The sequence below is a fragment of the Enterobacter cloacae complex sp. 277I4 genome, assembly GCF_050031465.1.
In the GTDB taxonomy this organism is placed as follows: domain Bacteria; phylum Pseudomonadota; class Gammaproteobacteria; order Enterobacterales; family Enterobacteriaceae; genus Enterobacter; species Enterobacter cloacae.
Map to the genome: position 1 here is coordinate 2,075,840 of NZ_JBLGWC010000001.1, position 26,693 is coordinate 2,102,532.

Genomic DNA, 26,693 nt, shown 5'->3' on the forward strand with positions numbered 1-26,693 from the left:
CGGCTTTTTTTACGCCGGTATCTGGTCAATCTTGCTGCTGCGCGACCAGACGCGGTGCGCGGCTAGCAGATCAAACAGCTTCGTCATAAACGCGTCGTCGACGTTATCGCCTTCCACAATCCCGTCTTCACCCTGATCGGCCACGTTCAGGCGTGCTTTAAACTGTCGCGCATCACCGGAAAGGGCGATCGGTTTCAGATGCTTATAGGCTTCAAGCAGATAATAGACCGCGTCACCGTTGCTCAGCAGGCTGGCAATATCGCCGCACGGCACAATCACCGCGTCCACTGTCAGGGATGGCGCACCGGCAAAGGTGGCGGCAACCGGCAGCACTGACCCGTCATCGGCAGTCACTTCACCCATTCGGGAGTAGAGCAATTTGGCGTGTACGCCTTTGGTTTTCAGCGCCTGCATGATCCCCAGCACGTCGCTGGCGCGAGTTTTGTCGTTAAGCAGGATCGCCACCACCCGGCCTTTAATCGAGCCTCCCGGTACCGCGTACAGGCTGAGCGCCGGATCTTTTTTCACCCCGTTGACCTCTTTTGGCGGGGCAAGATTGCGTTGCTCATCCGTCAGCGTAATGCCGAGGTTATCGGCCACGCTCTGGGCGAGTTGAATATCAATGTGTGCCAGCTGATCGACCACGCGCTCGCGGATGTAGGTCCGCACAACCTTGCTCAGTTCAAAGCTGAAGCCGCCGATAATATGCTGCTGCTCAATCGGTGTCTGGCTGTTCCAGAACAGGCGAGGGTGGGCGTAATACTCTCCAAATGACGGGCTGCGCTCGCGGATTTTGTTGCCGTCCACACGTTCCTGATACGACTCAAATCCACCCCGTTTCGGGCCAGGAGGCGTTTCGCGCGGCCAGTTATCGTTGATGGAGTTCGGCTCATAGTTGGCCGGGTTGGTATCAATATCCTGACGATGCATCCCGTCGCGCTGGAAATTGTGGTACGGACAGGTGGGGCGGTTAATCGGAATTTCATGGAAGTTCGGCCCGCCGAGTCGGCTGATCTGCGTATCGGTGTAGGAGAACAGTCGCCCCTGCAGCAGCGGATCGTTGGTGAAATCCAGGCCCGGGACGATATGCCCGGGGTGGAAGGCCGCCTGTTCGTTCTCGGCAAAGAAGTTATCCGGGTTGCGGTTAAGCACCATTTTGCCCACCAGCTGAACCGGTACCAGCTCCTCGGGGATCAGTTTGGTCGGATCCAGCAGGTCAAAATCGAATTTGAATTCGTCCTCTTCCGGGATCAGCTGTAACCCCAGCTCATATTCCGGGAAGTCGCCCGCTTCAATGGATTCCCACAGCTCGCGGCGATGGAAGTCCGGATCGCGCCCGGTCAGCTTCTGGGCTTCATCCCACACCAGCGAGGCTTTCCCGGCGACCGGTTTCCAGTGGAAACGGACAAACGTCGCTTTGCCCTCGGCGTTGATCATCCGGAAGGTATGAATGCCAAACCCTTCCATGGTGCGATAGCTGCGCGGGATCCCGCGGTCAGACATCGCCCACATCACGTTGTGTAACGTCTCGGGTTGCAGGGAGACATAGTCCCAGAAGGTGTCATGCGCACTTTGTCCCTGCGGTATCGCCCAGTGGGGCTCCGGTTTTACCGCATGGACAAAGTCAGGAAATTTATGCGCATCCTGAATGAAAAAGACCGGGGTGTTATTGCCGACCAGGTCGAAGATACCCTCTTCGGTATAAAACTTGGTGGCAAAGCCGCGAATATCTCGCACGGTATCAGCCGAACCTGCGCCACCCTGCACGGTGGAAAAGCGCACAAACACGGGGGTGATCTTATCCGGGTCTGAAAGGAAGTCAGCTTTGGTGATTTCCTTCAGGCTCTTGTAGGGCTGGAAATAGCCGTGAGCGGCGGAACCGCGCGCGTGCACGATACGCTCCGGGATACGCTCATGGTCAAAGTGGGTAATTTTTTCCCGCAGGATGAAGTCTTCCAGCAGAGTCGGTCCGCGGGATCCCGCGCGCAGGGAATTCTGATCGTCAGCGATGCGCACCCCCTGATTGGTGGTCAACGCATAGCCTTCTCCGCCTTTGCGGTGTGGCTCGAGTGATTTTAGTTTCTCATTGCCGGTGTCCGGCGATTTCATACTACCGGGCGCGGTCGGCTGCTCGCCAGGGGCTGAGGGACCCGGTGAAGGGCGATGAGAGCCATCTTCAGGTGCAAGGGAGTCCATACCCGGCTGTGATTCTTCAGTGCCATGAATGGGTGATTGATGTGTGTTATCTTTGTTCGACATTGCACGCTTCTCCTTTATTCATTCCTAAAAAACCCTGTTAACTATAGAACAATGTACGGAAAGGGCAGGCGAACTCAGCTTTTTCAGACACCGCCTTAGTAAAAGAGGCGGTCCACCACACGCAAGACGCGACGCGTGGGGGCAGGATCGGCTATCATAGAAATTTCCTGCTTTCAGAATGTGCTTTAATGAACCAGTCGCTTATGAAACCTCTTCGTCAACAAAATCGCCAGGTTATTAGCTACGTGCCCCGTGTCGAACCCGCTCCCCCTGAACATGCGCTGAAGGTGGATGGCTATCGCGATGTCTGGCAGTTACGTGGCAAATATGTGGCCTTTGTGCTGATTGGCGAGCATTTCCGTCGTTCCCCGGTGTTTACCGTGCCGGAAGCGGCCCAGCGGTGGGCGGTACAAATTCGACAGGATGAAGAAGTTTGAAAAATAACACGTATAAAAAAACCGCCTGATGGCGGTTTTTTTATTTTCAATGATTAACGGTGCGCCAGCTCGGCGTCGTCTTCACTATCCAGGATGGCTTTGTCGGTCTGCTTCAGCCACTGGCTGGTCAGCGTACCGGCCGTCATTGAGCCGCTCACGTTCAGTGCGGTACGCCCCATGTCGATCAGCGGTTCAACGGAGATCAGCAGGGCCACCAGCGTCACCGGCAGGCCCAGCGCAGGCAGAACAATCAGCGCGGCGAAGGTAGCACCGCCGCCCACGCCCGCAACGCCTGCGGAGCTAATGGTGACAATACCGACCAGCGTAGCAATCCAGACCGGATCCAGCGGATTGATCCCAACCGTTGGCGCAACCATCACGGCCAGCATCGCCGGGTAGAGACCCGCACACCCGTTCTGACCAATCGTGGCACCAAAGGAGGCCGAGAAGCTGGCAATAGACTCAGGTACACCCAGGCGACGAGTCTGCGCTTCGACGTTCAGCGGAATAGATGCGGCGCTGGAACGGCTGGTGAAGGCAAAGGTCAGCACCGGCCAGACTTTACGGAAGTATTTCAGCGGGCTTACGCCGTTCACACCCAGCAGAATGCCGTGTACGACAAACATAATGCCCAGACCCAGATAAGAGGCGACAACGAAGCTGCCAAGCTTAATGATGTCCTGCAGGTTAGAGCCAGCAACCACTTTGGTCATCAGTGCCAGAACACCGTAAGGGGTCAGCTGCATCACCAGACGAACCAGCTTCATCACCCAGCTTTGCAGGGTATCGATAGCGGTCAGCACGCGCTCGCCTTTCGGCGCATCGTCTTTCAGCAGTTTCAGTGCCGCCACGCCCAGGAAGGCAGCGAAAATCACCACGCTGATGATGGAAGTTGGGCTGGCGCCTGTCAGGTCAGCAAACGGGTTCTTCGGAATGAAGGAGAGCACCATCTGCGGCACCGTCAGGTCAGCGACTTTACCCACGTAGTTGGTCTGAATTGCGGTCAGGCGCGCGGTTTCAGCTGTACCCTGAACCAGACCCTCGGCGGTCAGGCCGAACAGGTTGGTCACCAGCACCCCCACCAGCGCAGCAATCAGCGTGGTAAACAGCAGCGTACCGATGGTCAGGAAACTGATTTTACCCAACTGCGTAGCGTTATGCAGACGAGCAACAGCGCTCAGAATAGAGGCAAATACCAGCGGCATGACGATCATCTGCAGCAACTGGACATAGCCGTTACCGACAATATTGAACCACTGAATGGAGTCTTTCAGTATCGGGCTATCGGAGCCGTAGACGGCATGTAAGGCCAGGCCAAACACGACACCCATGACCAGACCCACCAGCACTTTCTTCGCCAGGCTCCACTGTTTGTGACGCGCCTGGGCGAGAAGCAATAGCAATATAACGAACACGACAATGTTCGCGATGAGTGGAAAATTCATCCCCGTTCTCCTGATTTATTATGTGGCCGGTTTTTACCGGTCCTGTTGGCGCAAGGTTAGCAGAAGTGTGATGTCGCGCTTATATCCAAATGGAATGGGTTATGACAAATGCGATAATTTTGCTGGTTTACTGTTCAATCTGGTGATGAATAAAGCGATTGAACTGAAATTGCAGCGAATTGATCATCTGAGATGACCAGCGCACTGCACTGTTTTCGGGCAATGTCTGCGGCATCCAGACGGCATAGGCGAACAGAGCCATGCACAACACGCGCTCAAGCTGATTCCCTTTCTGGGGAACGAGAACAGGCAGGCGGAAACGCCAGCGGCAGGGCCACAGCAGCGGCACGCCAGCAGGCGTCAGCATATCGGCGAGAATATGACTCAAATAACCCAGCACCATGCCCTGAATGGCATCGGCGGGCACTATCCAGCTTTCAGGTACTTTTAAATAGAACAGCGTCAGCAGGGCAAACACGGCCAGCAGGCTGTGCGTAAACCCGCGATGGCCAAACGCACGGGCGATTGGTTTTGAGATCCACTTCAGGCGTTGCCCAAGAAAAGATTTAGGATGGTCGATGTCGGGTAACAGGCAGGTCAGCACGGCAGAAGGAACAATATGCCACCAGTCCCCCTGTGCAAGCACGGGGGTAAGCTCAGCGTTTTTGGCAAATACTGCGCACGCAATGGAAAAAAGCAGGTGGCCTTCCGCCGTCATGATAAAACCCAGGAAACTGTCGATTCATACAGTATAGGGTTTTTATACAGTAGGCGAAAGAGGTGACGGTGTAACTCTATGTCACAAAGCGGGTCAACGTGCCAGCCAGCCCCCGTCGACGGCCAGGGTATGGCCGTTCACGTAGTCTGAGGCGGTGGAGGCCAAAAACACCACCGGGCCCTGCAGATCTTCCGGTATGCCCCAACGCCCGGCAGGAATGCGGTCAAGGATTTCCTGGCTACGCTGCTCGTCATCACGCAGCTGCTGCGTATTATTGGTCGCCATGTAACCCGGTGCGATAGCGTTGACGTTAATACCATGCGCCGCCCACTCGTTCGCCAGCAGACGGGTGATCCCCAGCACGCCACTTTTTGAGGCGGTATAAGAGGGCACGCGGATGCCGCCCTGGAAGGAAAGCATTGAGGCGATGTTGATGATTTTCCCACCCTGACCCTGGGCGATAAACTGCTTTGCCACGGCCTGTGAGAGGAAAAAGACGGATTTCAGATTGAGGTCGATCACCTCATCCCAGTCCTTTTCCGTGAACGCCAGCGCATCTTCCCGGCTAATCGTCCCGGCGTTATTCACCAGAATATCGACGCGCCCCATCTCAGCCACGGCATGCTCCACAACACCCTGAAGACTCGCCTGCTGGCCGAGGTCGGCCCGAATGGCCGTAAACCGTCTGCCGAGCGCCGTCACGATGGCCGCTGTTTGCTCAGGCGCTTTACGGTTTACGCCCACGATATCGCAGCCCGCCTGTGCCAGCGCGATGGCCATGCCTTGCCCCAGACCGGTATCGCATCCGGTGACGATGGCCACTTTTCCTGAAAGAGTAAAGGTATCCAGTATCATTCGCGCCTCAGAAGCAGGTGATTGTCGTTCTGAAACTTAGAATAGGAGTCGGGCGTGAGAAATGCAACAGAAATGGAACGGTGTTTTATTTTATTTTCAGGCAGCACGAGGCTGCCTGAAACAGAGCGTTTATTCGCCTCGCAGGTGTTGCACCGTCAGGTCAGCCAGGGAGTTTAGCTTCACGTCGGCAAGCGCAAAACGGGGATCGTGTCGGCCCTCTTCAGCAGGAACGACAATGGAACGCATCCGCGCAGCTTTAGAGGCCACCATGCCGTTAACGGAATCTTCCAGCGCCACGCAAGTTAGTGGATCAAGACCGAGCTTAGCGGCACAGTCCATATACACCTGGGGATGGGGCTTACTGTAGGGGAGCTTTTCCGCAGAGGCCAGCGCATCGAAACTGTCACGCAGCTCGAACATGGTGAGCACTTTTTCCAGCATGTGCAGCGGGGAGGCGGAGGCCAGTCCCACCTTCAGCCCCTGCGCCTTGCACAGGGCGACAGCTTCACGGACGCCCGGCAGCAGCGGCCTGGACTCTTCCACCAGCGCAATGGCGCGGCTGATAATGCGGGCGGTGACCTCATCGCGATCCGGGCCCACCCATGGCTGATGGGCATACCACAGGTCAACCACCATATCGATACGCAAGCCCAGCGTATCCGGAAGTTCATGGCGGCGGCTGATATCGACGCCGAGGCTGGCCATGACGTCCAGTTCAGCACGATCCCAGAGCGGTTCGGAATCGATCAGTAATCCATCCATGTCAAAAATAGCGGCAAGAATTTGGCGCGGTGTCGACATCACAACGTCTCCTTATTAAGGGTGTACGACAGACGATACGTGCTAAGTACAATCTGCAATTTAGCATATTGCCTTTAAAGATCGGGCGAAAATGACGGTCAGGAGGTAGACTTAGCCACAAATAACGCGTCTTTATGAAGAGGAACTGATGACGTATCAACAAGCTGGACGCATTGCTGTCTTAAAACGGGTTGCTGGCTGGGTGATTTTTATTCCTGCCGTTATTTCTACGCTGATTTCTGTGCTCAAGTTTATGTACGATCACAGCGAAAAACAGCCGGGTATCAATGCGGTCATGCTTGATTTTGCGCATGTCATGATTGAGATGATGCGTTTTAACACGCCATTTTTGAATATCTTCTGGTTCAACTCGCCCACGCCGGACTTTCACCAGCAGCTGAATATCGGGTTTTGGGTGATTTATGCGCTGATTTTTATCGCCATGGCGTTACAGGCGTCAGGCGCACGCATGAGCCGTCAGACCCGTTTTTTACGTGAAGGGGTGGAAGACCAGATGATTCTGGAACAGGCCAAAGGCCCGGAAGGGATGACGCGTGAACAGATCGAGTCCCGCATCGTGGTGCCACGTCACTCTATCTTCCTGCAAATCTTTCCGCTCTATGTCCTGCCGGCGATCATTATTGTGGCGGGCTACTTCTTTTTCTCACTGCTCGGCTTTTTATAATCACAGGGTGGCCTGAGGCCACCCGACCTGCCTTCACGCGGCCAGTACGCGCTCAAGCGCCCGCTGTGCGTTCACCAGATGCTCACCCCCAAACAGGATTGCGCGGTTCATCAGGGTATAAAGCTGATACACCGGCTGGCGGTCAAGGAAGCCCTGCGGTAAGGGGGAGATTGACTGATAGCCGTCATAAATTTGTGGCGGCTGCTCGGGGTGGAGGGGCAACATGGCGAGGTCGCACTCTCTGTCGCCCCAGTAGCAGGCCGGATCGTATATATACGGCCCATTGGGGCCCAGCGCGCAGTTATCGGACCACAAATCGCCGTGCAGCAAAGAAGGCTGAGGCTGATGAGAGGCCAGGCGCTGCTGTATATGCTCGACGATAGCATCAATGTTGCCAAATTCGAGGCCTTTCTCGGCGGCGAGCTCAAGCTGCCAGCCGATACGCTGCTCGGCAAAAAAGGTCGACCAGCGGCGTTGCCAGGCATTCGGTTGTGGTGTGGTGGAGAGATCGTTATCAAAGTCGAGACCAAACTGCGGCTGGTCGCTCCATTGATGCAGGCGCGCTATCTGCTGTCCCAGAATAAACGCATTGTGGGCATCCAGCGGACGGGCAGGGAGATATTCCATCACCAGAAAGCTGTAGTCGCGGTCGCTGCCCACGGCCAGCACCTCCGGGACGGTGACCGTTTTGCTGCGCGACAACAGTTCCAGTTGATCGGCTTCGGCGGTGAAAATCGGGAGCAACTCTCGCTCGTCGCATTTTACGAAGAGATCGCGCCCTGAGTAGCGTATATGCCATGCGGCGTGGATCTCTCCGCCTGGCAGTTCGTTACGCAGTTCAATTTCACCTTCGCCCAGTTGTTCACGTAAAAGATGACTGATAGCCTGCCACATGATCTCTCTCCCATGTTGTCTGCCAGATCATAAAGTTAGCGCATAACTGCGGTAAAAAAATACGAACTAACGCACACCTGAGCGGTTTACCTTCATGCAGGGCACTTATTGTTCTTTTTTCTGCCAGGTTTCCCAGGTATCCACATCAATTTCGGCAGGTTTATCTGTCACGCTCTCAGCCAGGCTTTCCGCCAGCGCGCGAACCTCCTCTTCGCTGAGGGCGCTTATCAGGCCGAATGCCAGCGTGCCTAAATCATGAATATTGCCTTCTTCATCCGTCAGCGTGAGCAGGAAATTGGCCCGGGTAAAGGCGTTGTTAAGCTCATTCAGCTCGGTCAGCGACGCTTCATGAATGTTGACGGTAACGACGTAGCGGGTGATGTCACCACTGCTCATAATTCACCTCATTGTTATCATGAAAGTTTTCTTAGCATAGTCGATAGTGTGTGTTTGGCGACTTTGCACTGCATTTCCCCTTCAGCGCGAAGGGGAAAGCGGGTTAATTTCGGGACAGGTAATCGACAATTTTTTGCGTATCGGCCAGCGAACACAGTCGCGTTCCCTGGTTGATGGTTGCCGCGCTACCTGCCGCCACGCCGTAGCGCGTCATCTCCAGCAGCGTCGCGCCCTGCGCCAGTTTTAGCGTCATTGCCCCAACCATGCTGTCGCCTGCGCCTACGGTGCTCTGGCTTTTCATCGGCGGCGGGACAACCTGCACTGACCCCGTTTCATCCACGGCCAGCGCCCCTTGTGGACCAAGAGAGACCACCACGCGCCGCGCTTTACCCGTGCGCACCAGCTCCTGGGCCGCGCTGCGCACATCATCTGGCTGAGTGAGTTCGCGGTTAACCAGCGCGCTCAGCTCTTTCTGGTTTGGTTTGACCAGCTCAAGATTGCCCGGCTCTAACGCTGCCTGCAACGCCTCGCCGCTACTGTCTACAATACAGCGGATGCCGCGCTGCTGTGCGGCCCGAATGAGCGCCGTCAGCTTTTCCGTACTGACACCGGGTGGCAGACTGCCGCTGATGACCAGCAGTGAACCGCTTTCAATCGTCAGCACTTTCTCTTCAAGCTGACGGAACTCATCGTCGCTCAGTCTGGCGCCTGGCATCACAAAGCGATATTGCTCTCCGCTGGACTCCACGTGCACGTGCAGATTTTGACGTGTCCAGTCTTTGGCATCGACCGTCTCCACGGCGACCTGTTCATCTGCCAGCAGAGAGACGAGATGTTCGCCGGTGGCACCGCCTGCGGGGAATATCGCCGTGGCTTTCCCACCGAGATGGGTGATGGCGCGTGCCACGTTGATCCCCCCGCCGCCGGGCTCAAACACCGGGGCACTGCAGCGGAGTTTACCTTCCGGGTAAATCTGCGGCGTGAGGGTGGCGGAATCGAGGGAAGGGGAGAGCGTGAGAGTGTAGATAGAAACCATCATTACCTCCTTTTAGCGTGGGTTCCTTTTAGTCTGGCACCATTTGGCAGGAAGGCAATGTAAATAACAGTATGATTTTCAATATGAATAATGACAAAGCGAAGGCTAAGCGATATATAAAATAAAACGCATTTTGGGATCGTTCTTATTCAAAAAATGAAATAAGAAAACATTGCTATGTTATTTGCGGCTTTTTATAATTTGTTACCTTTCTCTGGACGCCTTGTCATTGATCCTCAAGAAAGTTTCCGGGACCGTGTGGTCTCTTTTTTTGTTGTACGGACTCCTTAATAAAATGAAGCTTTTGAAGACAGTGCCCGCTGCACTGATGCTGGCGGGTGGCGTGTTTGCGGCTATGAGCGCAACCGCTGATGATTCCGTTTTTACTGTCATGGACGATCCCACCGCGGCGAAAAAACCTTTTGAAGGTAATTTGAACGCCGGGTACCTGGCGCAATCCGGTAACACGAAAAGCTCCTCTCTGACGGCGGATAGCACGTTGACCTGGTACGGTAACACCACCGCCTGGTCTCTGTGGGGAAACGCCAGCAACACCTCCGCTAACGATGAACGCTCCTCCGAGAAATACGCGGTAGGTGGACGTAGCCGTTACAACATGACTGACTATGACTACCTGTTTGGCCAGGCAAGCTGGCTGACTGACCGCTACAACGGCTATCGTCAACGCGATGTGTTCACCGCAGGTTATGGTCGTCAGTTCCTGAACGGTCCGGTTCATAGCTTCCGCTTCGAATTCGGTCCGGGTGTCCGTTATGACGAGTTCACCGACGGCGATACCAAAACGCAACCGCTCGGCTATGCGTCTGGCACCTACGCCTGGCAGATGACCGACAACACGAAGTTCACCCAGGGTGTTTCTGTGTTTGGCGCCGAGGACACAACGCTGAACTCTGAGACAGCGCTGAATGTGGACATCAACGAACACTTTGGCCTGAAAGTGGCCTATAACGTGACCTGGAACTCTTCGCCTCCAGAGACTGCGCCGGATCATACCGACCGCAGAACCACCGTTTCACTGGGCTATAAGATGTAATGCAGACGGGCCGATTATTTCGGCCCGTTTTTTATTTTCAGAAACTGTGCTGTTTTATATTAAACGCCGTTTTAAAATACTTGGTCCTCAAAAATCTTCTTATTTTCTTCATAATTCATCCTGGCCAGACCGCATTCTGTTTATTTGACACAAATTGATAATAACCAGGCGAGGCAAAAGGATGAACCAGCGTTATACTCAATACACAGGCATTTATTTGCCTTGAGAAGTATTGCATGTCTTCAGAAAGAGAATAATAGTATGAAAAAAATCAAAAATACTGCTGCAGCCATGGTGCTTTCTGCACTTTCGTTTGGTGTATTCGCTGCAGATGATGCCAGTCAGGTTGTAATGACTCACGCTTCTGACGTTGAAGCCGGGTCAAACATCGCGCCGGGCGCGCCGTCTACCGGTCAATCAATGAATGACGCGTTTGATGTACATAAACTGGTAGCAGGTGAATGGTCCTGACAGGTAATTGTGTACGCCATTATTCCACCTGTATTTCGCCTTGACGAAAAACAGGTGGAATATCGATAACGTGTTTTATTCTGTACGCCGTTGCGTCAAATTCCCGCTTAGCCCCAAATCATCGCCGCCCAACGCAATAGCAGCATTGCACCGCAGATGGCAATTAAGACCAGCACCATTTTCCAGTGTTTGACGGCAAATCGTTTTGTTGGCATAACCTAATCCTTGTCTGTTGATGCCTTCAGTCTATCAAAATACTCGCTGTCGGGGACAGAAGGTTATGCCACATCATCGGTTGGGCTAGAACCAATGAAATCTCTCGGCAAGGATCAACGCTAAACCGGCAGCAGAAAGTATATTCAATATCACTACGGTTCTACTGGATACATTCATGTGATGCCTCATGGCTGTGTCAGGACCTGTTCAAGAATAGCTCAACAATCGGGTATTGCGAGCTCTGGCAGGCGATCGTGCCCTCATACGTTCAAACTGGTCGCAGAGGGTGCATACGCCCTGTCATTAGTGTTACCATTAGAAAGCCTGCCGTAAACCGGCATTATTCTGATTTTGGCAGGTGCAGGATGACGAGCCAATTTGACGATTGTTGGTCAGATGGTGTCGTAATCTCTTGTTAAACTATGATTATTTTCTTTGTATATGCTCTTATGTGTGGGGCATCACTGCAAATAAGGATATAAAATGCCTGTAATTACTCTTCCTGATGGCAGCCAACGCCATTTCGACCACGCCGTTAGCCCAATGGATGTTGCCCTGGACATCGGTCCTGGACTCGCGAAAGCGACCATCGCGGGCCGTGTGAACGGTGAGCTGGTTGATGCATCCGATCTGATCGAAAACGACGCGCAACTCTCTATCATCACCGCAAAAGATGAAGAAGGTCTGGAGATCATTCGTCACTCCTGTGCGCACCTGTTAGGTCATGCCATCAAACAGCTGTGGCCAAACACCAAAATGGCGATCGGCCCGGTTATCGACAACGGCTTCTACTACGACGTTGACCTTGACCACACCCTGACCCAGGAAGATATCGACGCGCTCGAGAAACGTATGCACGAGCTCGCCGAAACCAACTATGACGTCATTAAGAAGAAAGTCAGCTGGCACGAAGCGCGTGAAACCTTCGTGAAGCGTGGCGAGAGCTATAAAGTCTCTATTCTTGATGAGAACATTGCTCATGATGACAAGCCTGGCTTGTATCATCACCAGGAATACATCGACATGTGCCGCGGGCCGCACGTGCCGAACATGCGCTTCTGCCATCACTTCAAACTGATGAAAATTGCTGGCGCCTACTGGCGTGGCGATAGCAACAACAAGATGTTGCAGCGTATTTATGGTACCGCGTGGGCAGATAAAAAAGCCCTGAACGCCTACCTGCAGCGCCTGGAAGAGGCGGCAAAGCGTGACCACCGTAAAATCGGTAAACAGCTTGACCTGTACCATATGCAGGAAGAAGCACCGGGTATGGTCTTCTGGCATAACGACGGCTGGACTATTTTCCGTGAACTGGAAACCTTCGTGCGTTCCAAGCTGAAAGAGTACCAGTATCAGGAAGTGAAAGGTCCGTTCATGATGGACCGTGTGCTGTGGGAAAAAACCGGCCACTGGGACAACTACAAAGATGCGATGTTCACCACCTCTTCTGAGAACCGTGAATACTGCATCAAGCCAATGAACTGCCCGGGCCACGTTCAGATCTTTAACCAGGGTCTGAAATCTTACCGCGATCTGCCGCTGCGTATGGCAGAGTTCGGTAGCTGCCACCGTAACGAGCCATCAGGTGCGCTGCACGGTCTGATGCGTGTTCGTGGCTTTACGCAGGATGATGCGCATATCTTCTGTACTGAAGATCAGGTACGTGATGAAGTTAACGCCTGTATTCGTATGGTCTACGATATGTACAGTACCTTTGGCTTCGAGAAGATCGTGGTCAAACTCTCAACGCGTCCGGAAAAACGTATCGGTAGCGATGAGACCTGGGATCGTGCAGAAGCGGATCTCGCCGTGGCGCTGGAAGAGAACGGAATTCCGTTTGAATACCAGCTGGGTGAGGGCGCCTTCTACGGTCCGAAAATTGAATTTACCCTGTATGACTGTCTCGACAGAGCTTGGCAGTGCGGCACAGTACAGCTGGACTTCTCCCTGCCTCAGCGTTTAAGCGCCTCTTATGTTGGCGAAGACAACGAGCGTCAGGTCCCTGTAATGATTCACCGTGCTATTCTCGGTTCTCTGGAGCGCTTCATTGGCATCCTGACCGAAGAGTTCGCGGGCTTCTTCCCAACCTGGCTTGCGCCGGTGCAGGTAGTGGTCATGAACATTACCGATTCTCAGGCGGATTACGTTAAAGAATTGACGCAGAAACTACAAAATGCGGGCATTCGCGTAAAAGCAGACTTGAGAAATGAGAAGATTGGCTTTAAAATCCGCGAGCACACTTTACGTCGTGTCCCGTATATGTTGGTCTGTGGTGATAAAGAGGTGGAAGCAGGCAAAGTTGCCGTTCGCACCCGCCGTGGTAAAGACCTGGGCAGCCTGGACGTAAGTGAAGTGATTGAGAAGCTGCAACAAGAGATTCGCAGCCGCAGTCTTCAACAACTGGAGGAATAAGGTATTAAAGGCGGAAAACGAGTTCAAACGGCACGTCCGAATCGTATCAATGGCGAGATTCGCGCCCAGGAAGTTCGCTTAACAGGTCTGGAAGGCGAGCAGCTGGGGATTGTGAGTCTGAGAGAAGCAATCGAAAAAGCTGAAGAAGCTGGAGTAGATTTAGTTGAAATCAGCCCTAACGCCGAACCGCCAGTTTGTCGTATCATGGACTACGGCAAGTTCCTTTATGAAAAAAGTAAGTCTTCTAAGGAACAGAAGAAGAAGCAAAAAGTTATCCAGGTTAAGGAAATTAAATTCCGTCCTGGTACCGACGATGGCGATTATCAGGTAAAACTCCGCAGCCTGATTCGCTTTCTGGAAGATGGCGATAAGGCCAAGATCACACTGCGTTTCCGCGGTCGTGAAATGGCCCACCAACAGATTGGTATGGAAGTGCTTAACCGCGTCCGTGACGATCTGAGTGAACTGGCAGTAGTCGAATCCTTCCCTACGAAGATCGAAGGCCGCCAGATGATCATGGTGCTCGCTCCTAAGAAGAAACAGTAAGGCCTTCAAGCAGCAAAATCTGTGGAGCCTTCGGGCCTCATAGGTTTTGCTCGCCTATGTTTCGTTTATTTAACAATGCGAAGTGGAAGTTATTAAAATGCCAAAAATTAAGACCGTACGCGGTGCTGCTAAGCGCTTCAAAAAAACCGGTAAAGGTGGTTTTAAGCATAAGCACGCTAACCTGCGTCACATTCTGACTAAGAAAGCTACCAAGCGTAAACGTCACCTGCGTCCAAAAGCCATGGTTTCTAAAGGCGATCTGGGCCTGGTTATCGCGTGCCTGCCGTACGCATAAGTCGTTAACGTTTAACTTTTTTAACTTAGAATAGATACAGGAGAGCACACATGGCTCGCGTAAAACGTGGTGTAATTGCACGTGCACGTCACAAGAAAATTTTGAAACAAGCTAAAGGCTACTACGGTGCGCGTTCACGCGTATACCGCGTTGCCTTCCAGGCTGTTATCAAAGCAGGTCAGTACGCTTACCGTGACCGTCGTCAGCGTAAGCGTCAGTTCCGTCAACTGTGGATTGCGCGTATCAACGCAGCAGCACGTCAGAACGGTATTTCTTACAGCAAATTCATCAACGGCCTGAAAAAAGCCTCTGTTGAAATCGACCGTAAGATCCTGGCTGACATCGCAGTATTCGACAAAGTCGCGTTCACCGCGCTGGTCGAAAAAGCGAAAGCAGCACTGGCATAAGCCAGTTGAGAGAGGGGGCCTGGCTCCCTCTTTTCATATACCCGCCATACTTCAAGCTGTACCTGCGTTGGCTGCGTTCGTTCCGAATTATTTAGGGTATAACCTTATCAGAAGATTGACTTTTATCCGTGCAGGCTTTTCAATAAGGTCTTAACGGTTTTTACCACACAAGGTAACGCAAGCATGAATGCTGCTATTTTCCGCTTCTTCTTTTACTTTAGCACCTGACTTCAGGAGGCTAGCGCGTGAAAGATGAAACGAAAAACAGCGCCAGATAAGCCTCCCGATGGAGGCTTTTTTTGTGCCTGAATTTGAGAGAATACGTCCACCAAATCGGTGTCTGTACCGACATAATGAGGAAAATCATGTCACATCTCGCAGAGCTGGTTGCCAGTGCAACAGCCGCCATTAATCAGGCCTCAGATGTTGCCGCGTTAGACAATGTCCGCGTCGAATATTTGGGTAAGAAAGGGCATCTGACCCTTCAAATGACTACCCTGCGTGAGTTGCCGCCGGAAGAGCGCCCGGCAGCCGGTGCGGTGATAAACGAAGCCAAAGAGCAGGTTCAACAGGCTCTGAACGCGCGTAAAGCGGCGCTGGAAAGTGCCGTGCTGAATGCGCGTCTGGCGGCAGAGACGATCGATGTTTCTCTGCCTGGGCGCCGTATCGAAAACGGTGGCCTGCATCCGGTGACCCGCACCATCGATCGTATTGAAAGTTTCTTCGGTGAGCTCGGCTTTACCGTGGCGACTGGCCCGGAAATCGAAGATGATTACCATAACTTCGACGCTCTGAACATTCCAGGCCATCATCCGGCACGTGCTGACCACGACACTTTCTGGTTCGACGCCACCCGTCTGCTGCGTACTCAGACCTCCGGCGTACAGATCCGTACCATGAAGGAGCAGGAACCCCCGATCCGTATCATTGCACCGGGCCGCGTCTACCGTAACGATTACGATCAGACCCACACCCCAATGTTCCACCAGATGGAAGGGCTGATCGTTGATAAAAACATCAGCTTCACCAACCTGAAAGGCACGCTGCACGACTTCCTGAACAACTTCTTTGAGGAAGATCTGCAGGTTCGTTTCCGTCCGTCCTATTTTCCGTTCACCGAACCGTCTGCGGAAGTGGACGTGATGGGCAAAAACGGCAAATGGCTGGAAGTGCTGGGCTGCGGCATGGTGCATCCGAACGTACTGCGCAACGTGGGTATTGACCCGGAAGTTTACTCCGGCTTTGCGTTTGGGATGGGCATGGAGCGTCTGACCATGCTGCGTTATGGCGTGACCGATTTGCGTGCATTCTTCGAAAACGATCTGCGTTTCCTCAAACAGTTTAAATAAGGGCAGGACAGAACAATGAAATTCAGTGAACTGTGGTTACGCGAATGGGTGAACACCACGCTGGACAGCGAAGCGCTTTCCAACCAGATCACCATGGCGGGTCTGGAAGTTGACGGTGTAGAGCCGGTTTCTGGCGCCTTCACCGGCGTGGTCGTGGGCGAAGTGGTTGAATGTGGTCAGCACCCTAACGCTGACAAATTGCGCGTCACCAAAGTTAATGTGGGTGGCGATCGTCTGCTGGATATCGTCTGCGGCGCGCCAAACTGCCGTCAGGGTCTGAAAGTGGCCGTGGCGACTGTCGGCGCGGTGCTGCCGGGCGATTTCAAAATTAAAGCGGCCAAACTGCGCGGCGAGCCGTCTGAAGGCATGCTGTGCTCGTTCTCCGAGCTGGGTATTTCCGACGATCACAACGGCATTATTGAACTGCCGCTGGATGCGCCAATCGGCACCGATATCCGCGAATACCTGAAGCTCGATGACAACACCATCGAAATCAGCGTGACGCCAAACCGTGCGGATTGCTTAGGGATTATCGGCGTGGCCCGCGATGTTGCGGTGCTGAACCAGACCGAACTGAACGCGCCGGAGATTGTCCCGGTTGCTGCTATCATCAGCGACGTCCTGCCTATTCAGGTAGACGCGCCTGAGGCCTGCCCACGCTACCTCGGTCGTGTGGTGAAAGGTATCAACGTCAAAGCGCCAACCCCGCTGTGGATGAAAGAAAAACTGCGTCGCTGCGGTATCCGTTCTATCGATGCGGTTGTTGACGTGACCAACTATGTTCTGCTGGAACTGGGCCAGCCAATGCACGCGTTCGATAAAGATCGTATCGACGGCGGGATTATCGTGCGTATGGCGAAAGAGGGTGAAACCCTGGTTCTGCTGGACGGCAGCGAAGCAAAACTGAATGCCGACACGCTGGTGATTGCCGATCACGGTAAGGCGCTGGCGATGGGCGGGATCTTCGGTGGCGGACACTCTGGCGTGAACGATGAAACGCAAAACGTTCTGCTGGAATGTGCCTTCTTCAGCCCGCTCTCTATTACCGGTCGTGCGCGTCGTCATGGTCTGCACACCGATGCCTCTCACCGCTACGAGCGCGGCGTTGACCCGGCGCTGCAGTACAAAGCGATGGAACGTGCGACCCGTCTGCTGATCGACATCTGCGGCGGCGAAGCGGGCCCGGTTATTGATGTAACCAACGAAGACACCCTGCCGAAGCGCGCGACCATTACCCTGCGTCGCAGCAAATTGGATCGCCTGATTGGCCACCACGTTGCCGATGCACAGGTCACCGATATTCTGAAGCGTCTGGGTTGCGACGTGACGGAAGGGCAGGACGAGTGGAAAGCCGTTGCGCCATCATGGCGTTTCGACATGGAGATTGAAGAAGATCTGGTGGAAGAAGTGGCCCGCGTCTACGGCTACAACAACATCCCTGACGAGCCGGTACAGGCCGGTCTGGTGATGGGCTCCCACCGTGAAGCCGATCTCTCCCTGAAGCGTGTGAAAACCATGCTGAACGACAAAGGTTATCAGGAAGTGATCACCTACAGCTTTGTCGATCCTAAGCTGCAGCAGCTGATCCATCCAGGCCAGGAGGCGCTGATCCTGCCAAGCCCGATCTCCAGCGAGATGTCGGCGATGCGCCTGTCTCTGTGGACCGGCCTGCTGGGCACGATTGTCTACAACCAGAATCGTCAGCAAAACCGTGTGCGAATTTTCGAAAGCGGTTTGCGCTTTGTGCCGGATAATCAGGCAAATTTAGGCATCCGTCAGGATCTCATGCTGGCTGGCGCCATCAGCGGTAATCGCTATGAAGAGCACTGGGACCTGGCAAAAGGCACGGTTGATTTCTACGATATGAAGGGCGATCTGGAAGCAATTCTCGATCTGACCGGTAAATTATCTGAAATTGAATTCCGTGCAGAAGCCATTCCGGCGCTCCATCCGGGTCAAAGTGCGGCTATCTATTTAGCGGGCAAACGCATTGGTTTTATTGGCGTTGTTCATCCTGAGCTGGAACGTAAACTGGACCTGAACGGCCGTACCATCGTGTTTGAGCTGGAATGGAGTCCGGTTGCAGACCGCGTGATTCCACAGGCGCAGGACGTCTCTCGCTTCCCGGCAAACCGCCGTGATATCGCGGTTGTGGTCGCTGAAAACGTGCCTGCAGCAGATATTTTGGCCGAGTGTAAGAAAGTTGGCGTAAATCAGGTAGTTGGCGTAAACTTATTTGACGTGTACCGCGGCAAGGGCGTAGCAGAAGGTTTCAAGAGCCTCGCTATCAGCCTTATCCTTCAGGATACCAGCCGTACACTCGAAGAAGAGGAGATTGCCGCTACCGTCGCCAAATGTGTAGAGGCATTAAAAGAGCGATTCCAGGCATCATTGAGGGATTGAACCTATGGCGCTTACAAAAGCTGAAATGTCAGAATATCTGTTTGATAAGCTTGGGCTTAGCAAACGGGATGCCAAAGAGCTGGTAGAGCTGTTTTTCGAAGAGATCCGTCGTGCTCTGGAAAATGGTGAGCAGGTAAAACTCTCCGGCTTTGGCAATTTTGATTTGCGAGACAAAAACCAACGTCCGGGCCGTAACCCGAAGACGGGGGAAGATATTCCCATTACAGCCCGCCGCGTGGTGACCTTCAGACCCGGACAGAAGTTAAAAAGCCGTGTCGAAAACGCAACGCCCAAAACAGAGTAATATGAACTAACTAAAAAGGCCGCTTTCGCGGCCTTTTTTCTTTGCTCTCGCTGGCAAACCCGCCGTAAAATCAATTACATCTCACGCTAATAAAACCGTACACATGCTTGATTTTGCCCATCGCCAACAGCGTTCCGATCGACGCCGCCTGCTTTTGCTGGTGCTGCTGCTTTTTGTTGCCGCCGGTTTCAGCCTGTGTGCCGGCGACCAGTGGCTAAGCCCGGCACGCTGGTTTGGTCCTGAAGGGCAGCTTTTCGTCTGGCAAATTCGTCTGCCGCGCACGCTGGCGGTGATCCTGGTCGGTGCCGCGCTGGCGCTCTCAGGCACCATTATGCAGGCGTTGTTTGAAAACCCTCTGGCAGAGCCGGGGCTGCTCGGTGTCTCAAATGGCGCCGGTGTAGGGCTGATTGCCGCGGTGATGCTCGGCGGTGGGGCGCTTTCCCCCTGGGGCGTTAGCCTCAGCGCCATTTTCGGGGCATTGCTGATCACCCTTATTCTCCTGCGCTTCGCACGACGCCATTTATCAACCAGTCGGCTGCTGCTTGCCGGGGTTGCGTTGGGGATCATCTGCAGCGCGTTGATGACCTGGGCGGTCTACTTCTCCACCTCGTTCGATCTGCGTCAGCTGATGTACTGGATGATGGGCGGGTTTGGCGGCGTAGACTGGCGGCAGGGCTGGCTGATGGTGCTGCTGGTCCCGGTCATACTGTGGGCGGGCGTGCAGTCGCAGCCGCTGAATATTCTCGCTCTTGGTGAAACCTCAGCCCGCCAGCTCGGGATGCCGATTGGCGTCTGGCGCAACGCGCTGGTGATTGCAATCGGCTGGCTGGTGGGAGTGAGCGTGGCGCTGGCGGGGGCGATTGGCTTTATCGGGCTGGTTATCCCGCACATGCTGCGTCTGTGTGGCATCACCGACCATCGAATCTTACTTCCCGCCTCGGCAGTGGCCGGTGCGGCAACGCTGCTGGTGGCGGATATCATCGCCAGGCTCGCCCTGAACGCCGCTGAGTTGCCCATCGGTGTGGTCACCGCCACGCTGGGCGCGCCGGTGTTTATCTGGCTACTATTAAAAGCTGGACGTTAAATCGATAACCTGAGGAAATGCTATGCAGTCTGATATTCTGAATACCGAAGTGACCACCATCGACGGGGACAAAACCACCCTGGAACGCTACAAAGGCAACGTGTTGCTCATTGTGAACGTAGCCTCCAAATGTGGTCTGACGCCGCAGTACGAGCAGCTGGAGAACATTCAGAAAGCCTGGGAGAAAGACGGCTTTACCGTACTGGGCTTCCCGTGCAATCAGTTCCTGGGTCAGGAGCCGGGCAGCGAAGAGGAGATCAAAACGTTTTGCAGCACCACCTATGGCGTGACGTTCCCGATGTTCAGCAAAATTGATGTGAATGGCGAAAATCGTCACCCGCTGTATGCCAAACTGGTGGCCGCCGCGCCGACCGCCGTGGCACCGGAAGGCAGTGGCTTTTACGAGCGTATGGCCAGCAAAGGGCGAGCACCGCTCTATCCGGACGACATCCTGTGGAATTTCGAAAAATTCCTGATTGGTCGTGACGGCCAGGTCGTTCAGCGTTTTTCTCCGGATATGACGCCTGAAGATCCTATCGTCATGGAGTCAATCAAGCTGGCGCTGGCGAAATAATGACGCAGCTGATGCAGCTCACGGACGTTGCCGAGACGGGGCGTCTGGAGCCGGTGACGGCGGCCATCCGTGCAGGTGAAATCCTGCATCTGGTGGGGCCGAACGGGGCAGGGAAGAGTACGCTGCTGGCGCGCATGGCGGGGCTGACAGTCGGGCCAGGCTCGATCACCTTGCTCGATAGCCCCCTTGGTGACTGGTCGGCGGTCGCGCTGGCGCACCGGCGGAGCTACCTTGTTCAGCAGCAGGTCCCGCCGTTTGCGATGCCGGTCTGGCACTATCTGATGCTGCATCTGCACGATAAACAGCAGACCGCGCTGCTCACCGAAGTGGCGGCAGCGTTGGGGTTAGAGGACAAACTTTCCCGGCATGCCAGCCAGCTTTCCGGTGGCGAGTGGCAGCGCGTCCGTCTGGCGGCGGTGATCCTTCAGATCCATCCGGCGGGCAACCCTCACGGGCGACTGTTGTTGCTGGACGAGCCGATGAGCGGTCTGGACGTGGCGCAACAGGCGGCGCTGGACACGCTCCTCAGCGCGCTGTGTCAACAAGGCATTGCCGTGGTGATGAGCAGCCATGACCTTAACCATACGCTGCGCCATGCGCACAGCGTATGGCTTCTGGCGCGCGGGAAGATGATTGCCAGCGGCACGCGCGATAGCGTCCTTACGCCGCCAAATCTCGCTCGTGCTTACCATATGCCGTTCCGCAGGCTGGATATCGAAGGGCATAAGATGCTGATTTCTACCGCACACGAGTAACCGTTTCTTGCCTGTTAGCGCCATTGCACGCTAAATTACGAAAAGAATAAAAAAAGCAGAGGATTCGTCTGGACATGCGATTCTGGTTTCTCATGGTGGCAGCGTTATTTCTTGCGGGATGCAGTAGCCATCGCGCACCGCCGCCTAACCCACGACTTTCAGATTCAATCACCGTGATTGCCAGCCTGAACGATCAGCTGAGCAACTGGCGCGGGACACCGTATCGCTACGGTGGCATGAGTCGCGGTGGGGTGGATTGCTCCGGCTTTGTGCTGATGACGTTCCGGGATAAGTTTGATTTGCAGCTTCCACGCGAAACGCGCAAACAGGCTGAAATCGGTACCGAAATTGATAAAGATGAGTTGTTACCCGGCGACCTGGTTTTTTTCAAAACCGGCTCGGGTGAAAGTGGTCTGCATGTTGGCATTTATGATACGGATAACCAGTTTATTCATGCCTCGACCAGTCGTGGGGTGATGCGTTCTTCGCTCGATAATGTTTACTGGCGTAAAAATTTCTGGCAGGCACGACGTATTTAGTCCGCCACCGACCACGCATTTCTGACGGCATGGCACAATTAAACCATGCCGTTTTTTTGCAAATAAGATGATTAAAGTTAAATTTACAACAAATTACTTATGTCCTTATGTGTCTGTTTTATCTAAAACTGGCTATTACGCAGCAACCAGGATAAGATTATTTTAGATTCAGGGATAAATCTGAAAATTAATACGGATCTAATGAAATTAAACTTATTAAAATCAAGACAGTGGAATTGTGTCAGCAATTGCTCCAGGATGTCCTCTCTCATCTTTAATGCGGGGCGAGTGCAATGATTATTACGTTAGATAATGCCTACCAGTCTGAACTGTTGCTCCAGCCTGCCCGCAATAATGCCGGTGAGCTTAAAGGATTAGAGGTGACGGTTAACTTTACTGGCGTCGGCAGCGATGTACGGATCCCCACTGAACTCGTTATCCCGCGTCTGACTCCGGCAGAAGAGTTAGCGTTGTTTCAAGAAAAACTGCAATTGCTTGATACCTGCAAACTGTTTTTTATTCAGCATCAGTTAATTGCATGGATCAATATTACACCTGTAATAGTTGAGTTTTTATTAAGTAATGGGAACGCTGTTTCAATACTTGAGCGTTATCCGTTTCTTGAGTTTACTGTTAATGAGAATTATCCAGGTTTAAATAACGGAAAAGACGATCCTGAACTGGCGAGAATGGCGATTCATTTTCCGCTGGTGCTGGCAAACTTTGGTGCCGGTGAAGCCTCGCTTAAAGCCGTTTATGATGGTTTGTTTAAACGTGTCATTCTGGACAAAGGGTTTATCCAGCAGCACGCGGCAGCGCTTTCTTTTGAGCCCTTTATGCGCGCTATTCTGTGGCAAATAACGTCACATTGTCAGTCTGTGCTCGTCGCCGGTATTGACGATCATGCCCTGTTGCAGCGCGTTTTATCCTTCAACTTTGGTGCCATGCAGGGGGCGCTGTGGCCTGCCGTAACTGCAGAGCGCGTCACCACGCTGGTTCAGTGATAACCCTTTCTTTCGCCCGTGTTTAAGTCCGGGTAAACCCTCTACACTAAAAGCAGGAGGACTTATGACCCTGTCTTTTACTGCGCACTGGCATGACGAGTTGCCGGGTTTTTATACCGCACTCAAACCAACACCATTACATCATTCCCGTCTTGTCTGGCATAACGATTCGCTGGCGAACGACCTGGCTATCCCACCGGAAATGTTCCAGCCTTCAGACGGCGCGGGCGTCTGGGGAGGGGAAACGCTGCTCGATGGCATGCAGCCCCTCGCTCAGGTCTATAGCGGACACCAGTTTGGCGTCTGGGCGGGACAGCTGGGGGACGGCCGTGGGATCCTGCTCGGCGAACAACAGCTTCCCGGCGGAGAGACGGTCGACTGGCACCTGAAAGGGGCGGGTCTCACACCCTATTCACGCATGGGCGACGGGCGCGCGGTACTGCGCTCAACCATTCGTGAAAGTCTGGCGTCGGAAGCGATGCATGCGCTGGGTATTCCCACCACGCGCGCGCTGACGATAGTGACCAGTGACACCCCGGTGGTTCGCGAAACGGTAGAGAAAGGCGCGATGCTGATGCGCATTGCGCAAAGCCATCTGCGTTTCGGCCATTTTGAACACTTTTATTATCGCCGCGAGCCGGAAAAAGTACGCCAGCTTGCCGATTACGCCATCCGACGGCACTGGCCGCAGTTACAGGACGAGGCCGACAAATACCACCTCTGGTTCCGCGATGTGGTTGCCCGCACGGCAATCATGATTGCCCGCTGGCAGTCCGTAGGCTTTGCTCATGGCGTGATGAACACCGACAACATGTCAATTCTGGGGCTGTCCTTTGATTACGGTCCGTTTGGTTTTCTCGATGACTACCAGCCGGGGTATATCTGCAACCACTCGGACTATCAGGGGCGCTACAGCTTTGACAATCAGCCGGCGGTGGGGCTGTGGAATCTGCAGCGTCTGGCGCAATCCCTGTCGCCGTTTATCGACGTTGATGCCCTGAATGATGCGCTCGACGGCTATCAGGAGACATTGCTGCGCGAATACGGCACGCTGATGCGCAACAAGCTGGGGCTGATGACGCAGGAGAAGGGCGATAACGCTATTCTGAATGGCTTGTTTGCGCTCATGGCGCGTGAGGGCAGCGACTATACCCGTACCTTCCGTATGCTCGGCCAGACAGAGCAGCATAGCGCTGCCTCACCGCTGCGCGATGAGTTTATCGACCGACAGGCGTTTGACGACTGGTTTGCCACTTACCGCGCGCGCCTGCAACAAGAGCAGGTGGATGACGCGACCCGGCAGGCGCAGATGAACGCGGCGAACCCGGCGATGGTCTTGCGCAACTGGCTGGCGCAGCGGGCGATTGAGCAGGCGGAGCAAGGTGAGTATGCGGAATTACACCGGCTGCACGTAGCGTTGCGCACGCCGTTTGCCGACCGGGACGACGATTATGTCAGCCGCCCGCCTGACTGGGGCAAGCGGCTGGAGGTCAGCTGCTCAAGCTAATGTTTTGGCCGGGAAGCACAGGCTTGCCCGGCCGATACGTCACTGGGCGACCCACCCGCCATCCATATTCCACGCCGCGCCCCGCACGTGCACGGCGCTGTCGCTACATAAAAACAGCGCCAGTTCACCCAGCTGTTCTGGCGTAACAAACTCTCCTGATGGCTGTTTCTCCGCAAGCAACTGCTCGCGCGCCCGATCCGCAGGCACACCTTCTGCGATACGTTTGTCGATCTGCTGCTGAACCAGCGGCGTAAGCACCCATCCCGGGCAGATGGCGTTAGCAGTAATACCGGTGCGGGCAGTCTCCAGCGCCAGGGATTTTGTAAAACCGACCACCCCATGCTTGGCGGCGACATAGGCTGACTTCTCTTTTGACGCCACCAGCCCATGCACGGAGGCGATATTAATGATGCGTCCCCAGTTTTTCTCGCGCATTGCAGGCAGCGCCAGTCGGCTGGTGTGAAACACCGACGACAGGTTAATGGCAATAATGTCGTTCCATTTCTCCACCGGGAACGCCTCAACCGGGGCGACATGCTGTATCCCGGCATTATTGATAAGAATATCCACTCCGCCGAACTGCGTGTCGGCGTAGCGCATCATCGCGTCGATTTGCAGAGCGTCACGCAGATCTGCATCGTGATAACCCGGTTTTTTCCCCAGCCGGGCGATCTCTTCTCTTGCTGCGTCACTGTCGCCAAAACCGTTGAGGATCAGCTGCGCTCCGGCCTTTGCCAGTACGCGGGCGATGCCCAGACCAATACCGCTGGTCGAGCCGGTCACCAGCGCCGTTTTACCGTTCAGATTCATTTTATTCTCCTTACACAATGCCGGTGAGATAGAACACGGCAATGACAAAAAGCACCGCCAGACTTTTGATGATCGTGATGGCGAAAATACCGCCATAGGCCTGACGATGGCTAAGACCGGTGATGGCCAGCAGCGTAATCACCGCGCCGTTATGGGGGAGTGTATCCATGCCACCGCTGGCCATAGAAGCCACCCGGTGCAGGACCTCCAGCGGAATATTCGCGGCATGGGCGGCGGCGACAAAGCTATCTGCCATGGCCGCCAGCGCAATGCTCATCCCACCTGAAGCCGAACCGGTGATCCCGGCGAGAACGGTTACGCTGATCGCTTCATTCAGTAACGGGTTCGGAATAGCCGCCAGCGCGTGGGATAAGACCAGAAAGCCGGGCAGGGCGGCGATAACTGCACCGAAACCATATTCCGAGGCGGTATTCATCGCCGCCAGGATCGCGCCGCTCACTGCCGTCCGGCTGCCTTCCGCCAGACGTCCCCGGATGTTGCGAAAACCAAAGATCAGCACCAGCACGATACCGGAAATCAGCGCAGCTTCCACGGCCCAGATGGCGGTGATCTTGCTGACCTCGGTCACAATCGGCTTTGCCAGTCCGGGCAGGGTCAGCTCGTGGCTGGTGCCATACCAGCCGGGGATCCAGCGGGTAAACAGCAGGTTGAGGATCCCCACCACCAGCAGGGGGGAAATTGCAATCAGCGGATGGGGAAGGTTAATGTTGTCCGGCGTTTCCGGTTCGTTTTTCAGATCCGTGCCGTAACCTTCATTGTTATTGAGCGCTTTCCGCCGCTGGCGCTCCAGCCAGAGCAGGCCAAAGCAGATAATAAACAGCGAGCCAATCAGCCCCAGCCAGGGGGCAGCCCAGGCATTAGTGCCGAAGAAGCTGGTGGGGATAATATTCTGGATCTGCGGCGTGCCGGGCAGGGCGTCCATGGTGAACGAGAACGCCCCCAGCGCCACGGTCGCCGGGATCAGCCGTTTGGGGATCCCGCTCTGGCGAAACAGTTCGGCGGCGAAAGGATAAACGGCAAACGCCACCACAAAGAGCGACACGCCGCCGTAGGTTAACAGTGCGCAGACCAGCACAATCACCGGAATGGCGTGGCGGCGGCCAAGGATTTGAATCGCTGCGGCAACAATGGAGCGTGAGAAGCCGGAGAGTTCAATCAGTTTGCCAAACACGGCGCCCAGCAGGAACACCGGGAAGTAGAGCTTGACGAAGCCCACCATCTTTTCCATAAACAGGCCGGTAAACGTCGGGCCGACAGCGCCCGGGTCGGTTAACAGCACGGCACCCAGCGCCGCAATGGGCGCAAAAAGAATAACGCTATATCCGCGATAGGCCGCCAGCATCAGCAGCGCCAGCGCCGCCAGGGCAATTAACACACTCATTGCGACTCCTTACTGTTGTTATATTCGGGTACTCA

30 protein-coding genes and 1 other annotated feature are annotated in these 26,693 nt (G+C 54.4%); of the genes, 18 read left to right on the plus strand and 12 right to left on the minus strand.

Annotated elements, in window-relative coordinates:
- Nucleotides 1–9 precede the first annotated feature (9 nt).
- On the minus strand, nt 10–2,259 hold the full coding sequence (gene katE / locus ACQG19_RS10075) for a catalase HPII (protein ID WP_058651488.1): 2,250 nt from the start codon (nt 2,257–2,259) through the stop codon (nt 10–12).
- 188 nt (nt 2,260–2,447) lie between these two features.
- Here katE and cedA point away from each other — a divergent pair, with 188 nt between their 5' ends.
- Complete coding sequence (gene cedA / locus ACQG19_RS10080; RefSeq protein ID WP_071829998.1) at nt 2,448–2,696, plus strand: cell division activator CedA; 249 nt, start codon at nt 2,448–2,450, stop codon at nt 2,694–2,696.
- A 53-nt stretch (nt 2,697–2,749) separates the two neighbouring features.
- Here the strand turns inward: cedA and tcyP are convergent, their stop codons facing one another.
- From tcyP to hxpB, 4 genes are all read right to left on the minus strand, one after another.
- On the minus strand, nt 2,750–4,141 hold the full coding sequence (tcyP, locus tag ACQG19_RS10085) for a cystine/sulfocysteine:cation symporter (protein ID WP_038419159.1): 1,392 nt from the start codon (nt 4,139–4,141) through the stop codon (nt 2,750–2,752).
- 127 nt (nt 4,142–4,268) lie between these two features.
- Nucleotides 4,269–4,859 (minus strand): metal-dependent hydrolase, encoded by a 591-nt coding sequence (locus ACQG19_RS10090; protein ID WP_013097014.1) that lies wholly within the window; start codon nt 4,857–4,859, stop codon nt 4,269–4,271.
- 93 nt (nt 4,860–4,952) lie between these two features.
- Entirely contained in the window at nt 4,953–5,714 is a 762-nt protein-coding gene (gene kduD / locus ACQG19_RS10095) for a 2-dehydro-3-deoxy-D-gluconate 5-dehydrogenase KduD (protein ID WP_426725877.1), read from the minus strand.
- A 129-nt stretch (nt 5,715–5,843) separates the two neighbouring features.
- Nucleotides 5,844–6,515: a hexitol phosphatase HxpB gene (gene hxpB, locus ACQG19_RS10100; RefSeq protein ID WP_013097012.1), complete on the minus strand. Its 672-nt coding sequence runs from the start codon at nt 6,513–6,515 to the stop codon at nt 5,844–5,846.
- Between the two features lie 148 nt (nt 6,516–6,663).
- On the opposite strand from hxpB, the gene ACQG19_RS10105 reads away from it, so the two are divergent.
- Nucleotides 6,664–7,200 carry a YniB family protein gene (locus tag ACQG19_RS10105; RefSeq protein WP_246932036.1) on the plus strand — a complete coding sequence of 179 codons (537 nt, stop codon included), beginning with the start codon at nt 6,664–6,666 and terminating at the stop codon, nt 7,198–7,200.
- Nucleotides 7,201–7,233: 33 nt separating this feature from the next.
- On the opposite strand, the gene ACQG19_RS10110 is transcribed toward ACQG19_RS10105, so the two are convergent.
- The 3 genes from ACQG19_RS10110 to pfkB form a co-directional block, all read right to left on the minus strand.
- Nucleotides 7,234–8,094 carry a fructosamine kinase family protein gene (locus tag ACQG19_RS10110; protein WP_013097010.1) on the minus strand — a complete coding sequence of 287 codons (861 nt, stop codon included), beginning with the start codon at nt 8,092–8,094 and terminating at the stop codon, nt 7,234–7,236.
- 105 nt (nt 8,095–8,199) lie between these two features.
- Entirely contained in the window at nt 8,200–8,490 is a 291-nt protein-coding gene (ghoS, locus tag ACQG19_RS10115; RefSeq protein WP_013097009.1) for a type V toxin-antitoxin system endoribonuclease antitoxin GhoS, read from the minus strand.
- A gap of 103 nt (nt 8,491–8,593) precedes the next feature.
- Complete coding sequence (pfkB, locus tag ACQG19_RS10120; RefSeq protein ID WP_045902858.1) at nt 8,594–9,526, minus strand: 6-phosphofructokinase II; 933 nt, start codon at nt 9,524–9,526, stop codon at nt 8,594–8,596.
- A gap of 295 nt (nt 9,527–9,821) precedes the next feature.
- On the opposite strand from pfkB, the gene ACQG19_RS10125 reads away from it, so the two are divergent.
- Together ACQG19_RS10125 and ACQG19_RS10130 are read left to right on the plus strand one after the other, a co-directional pair.
- Entirely contained in the window at nt 9,822–10,580 is a 759-nt protein-coding gene (locus ACQG19_RS10125; protein WP_013097007.1) for a DUF481 domain-containing protein, read from the plus strand.
- A 261-nt stretch (nt 10,581–10,841) separates the two neighbouring features.
- On the plus strand, nt 10,842–11,051 hold the full coding sequence (locus tag ACQG19_RS10130) for a hypothetical protein (RefSeq protein ID WP_139936859.1): 210 nt from the start codon (nt 10,842–10,844) through the stop codon (nt 11,049–11,051).
- Nucleotides 11,052–11,158: 107 nt separating this feature from the next.
- Here ACQG19_RS10130 and yniD read toward each other — a convergent pair whose 3' ends face one another.
- On the minus strand, nt 11,159–11,266 hold the full coding sequence (yniD, locus tag ACQG19_RS10135; protein WP_008500658.1) for a small membrane protein YniD: 108 nt from the start codon (nt 11,264–11,266) through the stop codon (nt 11,159–11,161).
- 85 nt (nt 11,267–11,351) lie between these two features.
- The gene (yncL, locus tag ACQG19_RS10140) at nt 11,352–11,456 is read right to left on the minus strand and encodes a stress response membrane protein YncL (protein ID WP_071829997.1); all 105 of its coding nucleotides are present in this window, start codon (nt 11,454–11,456) and stop codon (nt 11,352–11,354) included.
- A 294-nt stretch (nt 11,457–11,750) separates the two neighbouring features.
- Between yncL and thrS the strand changes: the two genes are divergently transcribed.
- The 14 genes from thrS to selO all read left to right on the plus strand — a co-directional run bounded on the left by thrS (nt 11,751) and on the right by selO (nt 24,446).
- Nucleotides 11,751–13,679, plus strand: a complete 1,929-nt coding sequence (gene thrS / locus ACQG19_RS10145) for a threonine--tRNA ligase (protein WP_013097005.1) — start codon at nt 11,751–11,753, stop codon at nt 13,677–13,679.
- Nucleotides 13,680–13,682: 3 nt separating this feature from the next.
- Entirely contained in the window at nt 13,683–14,225 is a 543-nt protein-coding gene (gene infC, locus ACQG19_RS10150) for a translation initiation factor IF-3 (protein ID WP_023616141.1), read from the plus strand.
- Nucleotides 14,226–14,322: 97 nt separating this feature from the next.
- Nucleotides 14,323–14,520, plus strand: coding sequence for a 50S ribosomal protein L35 (rpmI, locus tag ACQG19_RS10155; RefSeq protein WP_001124225.1), 198 nt, complete (start codon nt 14,323–14,325; stop codon nt 14,518–14,520).
- A 50-nt stretch (nt 14,521–14,570) separates the two neighbouring features.
- Entirely contained in the window at nt 14,571–14,927 is a 357-nt protein-coding gene (rplT, locus tag ACQG19_RS10160; RefSeq protein WP_000124850.1) for a 50S ribosomal protein L20, read from the plus strand.
- Between the two features lie 178 nt (nt 14,928–15,105).
- Nucleotides 15,106–15,230, plus strand: a sequence feature (Phe leader region).
- Entirely contained in the window at nt 15,111–15,155 is a 45-nt protein-coding gene (gene pheM, locus ACQG19_RS10165) for a pheST operon leader peptide PheM (protein ID WP_001386830.1), read from the plus strand. It overlaps the preceding feature by 45 nt.
- 62 nt (nt 15,231–15,292) lie before the next feature.
- Entirely contained in the window at nt 15,293–16,276 is a 984-nt protein-coding gene (gene pheS / locus ACQG19_RS10170) for a phenylalanine--tRNA ligase subunit alpha (RefSeq protein WP_013097003.1), read from the plus strand.
- Between the two features lie 15 nt (nt 16,277–16,291).
- On the plus strand, nt 16,292–18,679 hold the full coding sequence (gene pheT, locus ACQG19_RS10175; protein ID WP_222168295.1) for a phenylalanine--tRNA ligase subunit beta: 2,388 nt from the start codon (nt 16,292–16,294) through the stop codon (nt 18,677–18,679).
- A gap of 4 nt (nt 18,680–18,683) precedes the next feature.
- Nucleotides 18,684–18,983 carry an integration host factor subunit alpha gene (ihfA, locus tag ACQG19_RS10180; protein ID WP_013097001.1) on the plus strand — a complete coding sequence of 100 codons (300 nt, stop codon included), beginning with the start codon at nt 18,684–18,686 and terminating at the stop codon, nt 18,981–18,983.
- Nucleotides 18,984–19,086: 103 nt separating this feature from the next.
- A complete protein-coding gene (gene btuC / locus ACQG19_RS10185) occupies nt 19,087–20,067 on the plus strand; it encodes a vitamin B12 ABC transporter permease BtuC (protein WP_222168296.1) in 981 nt (326 codons plus the stop codon).
- A gap of 22 nt (nt 20,068–20,089) precedes the next feature.
- A complete protein-coding gene (locus tag ACQG19_RS10190) occupies nt 20,090–20,641 on the plus strand; it encodes a glutathione peroxidase (protein ID WP_020688363.1) in 552 nt (183 codons plus the stop codon).
- Nucleotides 20,641–21,396: a vitamin B12 ABC transporter ATP-binding protein BtuD gene (gene btuD / locus ACQG19_RS10195; protein ID WP_045902862.1), complete on the plus strand. Its 756-nt coding sequence runs from the start codon at nt 20,641–20,643 to the stop codon at nt 21,394–21,396. Before ACQG19_RS10190 ends, btuD begins: the two co-directional genes overlap by 1 nt.
- Before the next feature lie 74 nt (nt 21,397–21,470).
- Nucleotides 21,471–21,935, plus strand: a complete 465-nt coding sequence (locus ACQG19_RS10200) for a C40 family peptidase (RefSeq protein WP_023620702.1) — start codon at nt 21,471–21,473, stop codon at nt 21,933–21,935.
- Between the two features lie 293 nt (nt 21,936–22,228).
- Nucleotides 22,229–22,939 carry an EAL domain-containing protein gene (locus ACQG19_RS10205; RefSeq protein ID WP_020688361.1) on the plus strand — a complete coding sequence of 237 codons (711 nt, stop codon included), beginning with the start codon at nt 22,229–22,231 and terminating at the stop codon, nt 22,937–22,939.
- 64 nt (nt 22,940–23,003) lie between these two features.
- Entirely contained in the window at nt 23,004–24,446 is a 1,443-nt protein-coding gene (selO, locus tag ACQG19_RS10210) for a protein adenylyltransferase SelO (RefSeq protein ID WP_048971563.1), read from the plus strand.
- Nucleotides 24,447–24,485: 39 nt separating this feature from the next.
- Here the strand turns inward: selO and ACQG19_RS10215 are convergent, their stop codons facing one another.
- Nucleotides 24,486–25,256: a 3-hydroxybutyrate dehydrogenase gene (locus ACQG19_RS10215; RefSeq protein ID WP_013096993.1), complete on the minus strand. Its 771-nt coding sequence runs from the start codon at nt 25,254–25,256 to the stop codon at nt 24,486–24,488.
- A 10-nt stretch (nt 25,257–25,266) separates the two neighbouring features.
- Entirely contained in the window at nt 25,267–26,658 is a 1,392-nt protein-coding gene (locus tag ACQG19_RS10220; protein ID WP_013096992.1) for a GntP family permease, read from the minus strand.
- Nucleotides 26,659–26,693: the final 35 nt, after the last annotated feature.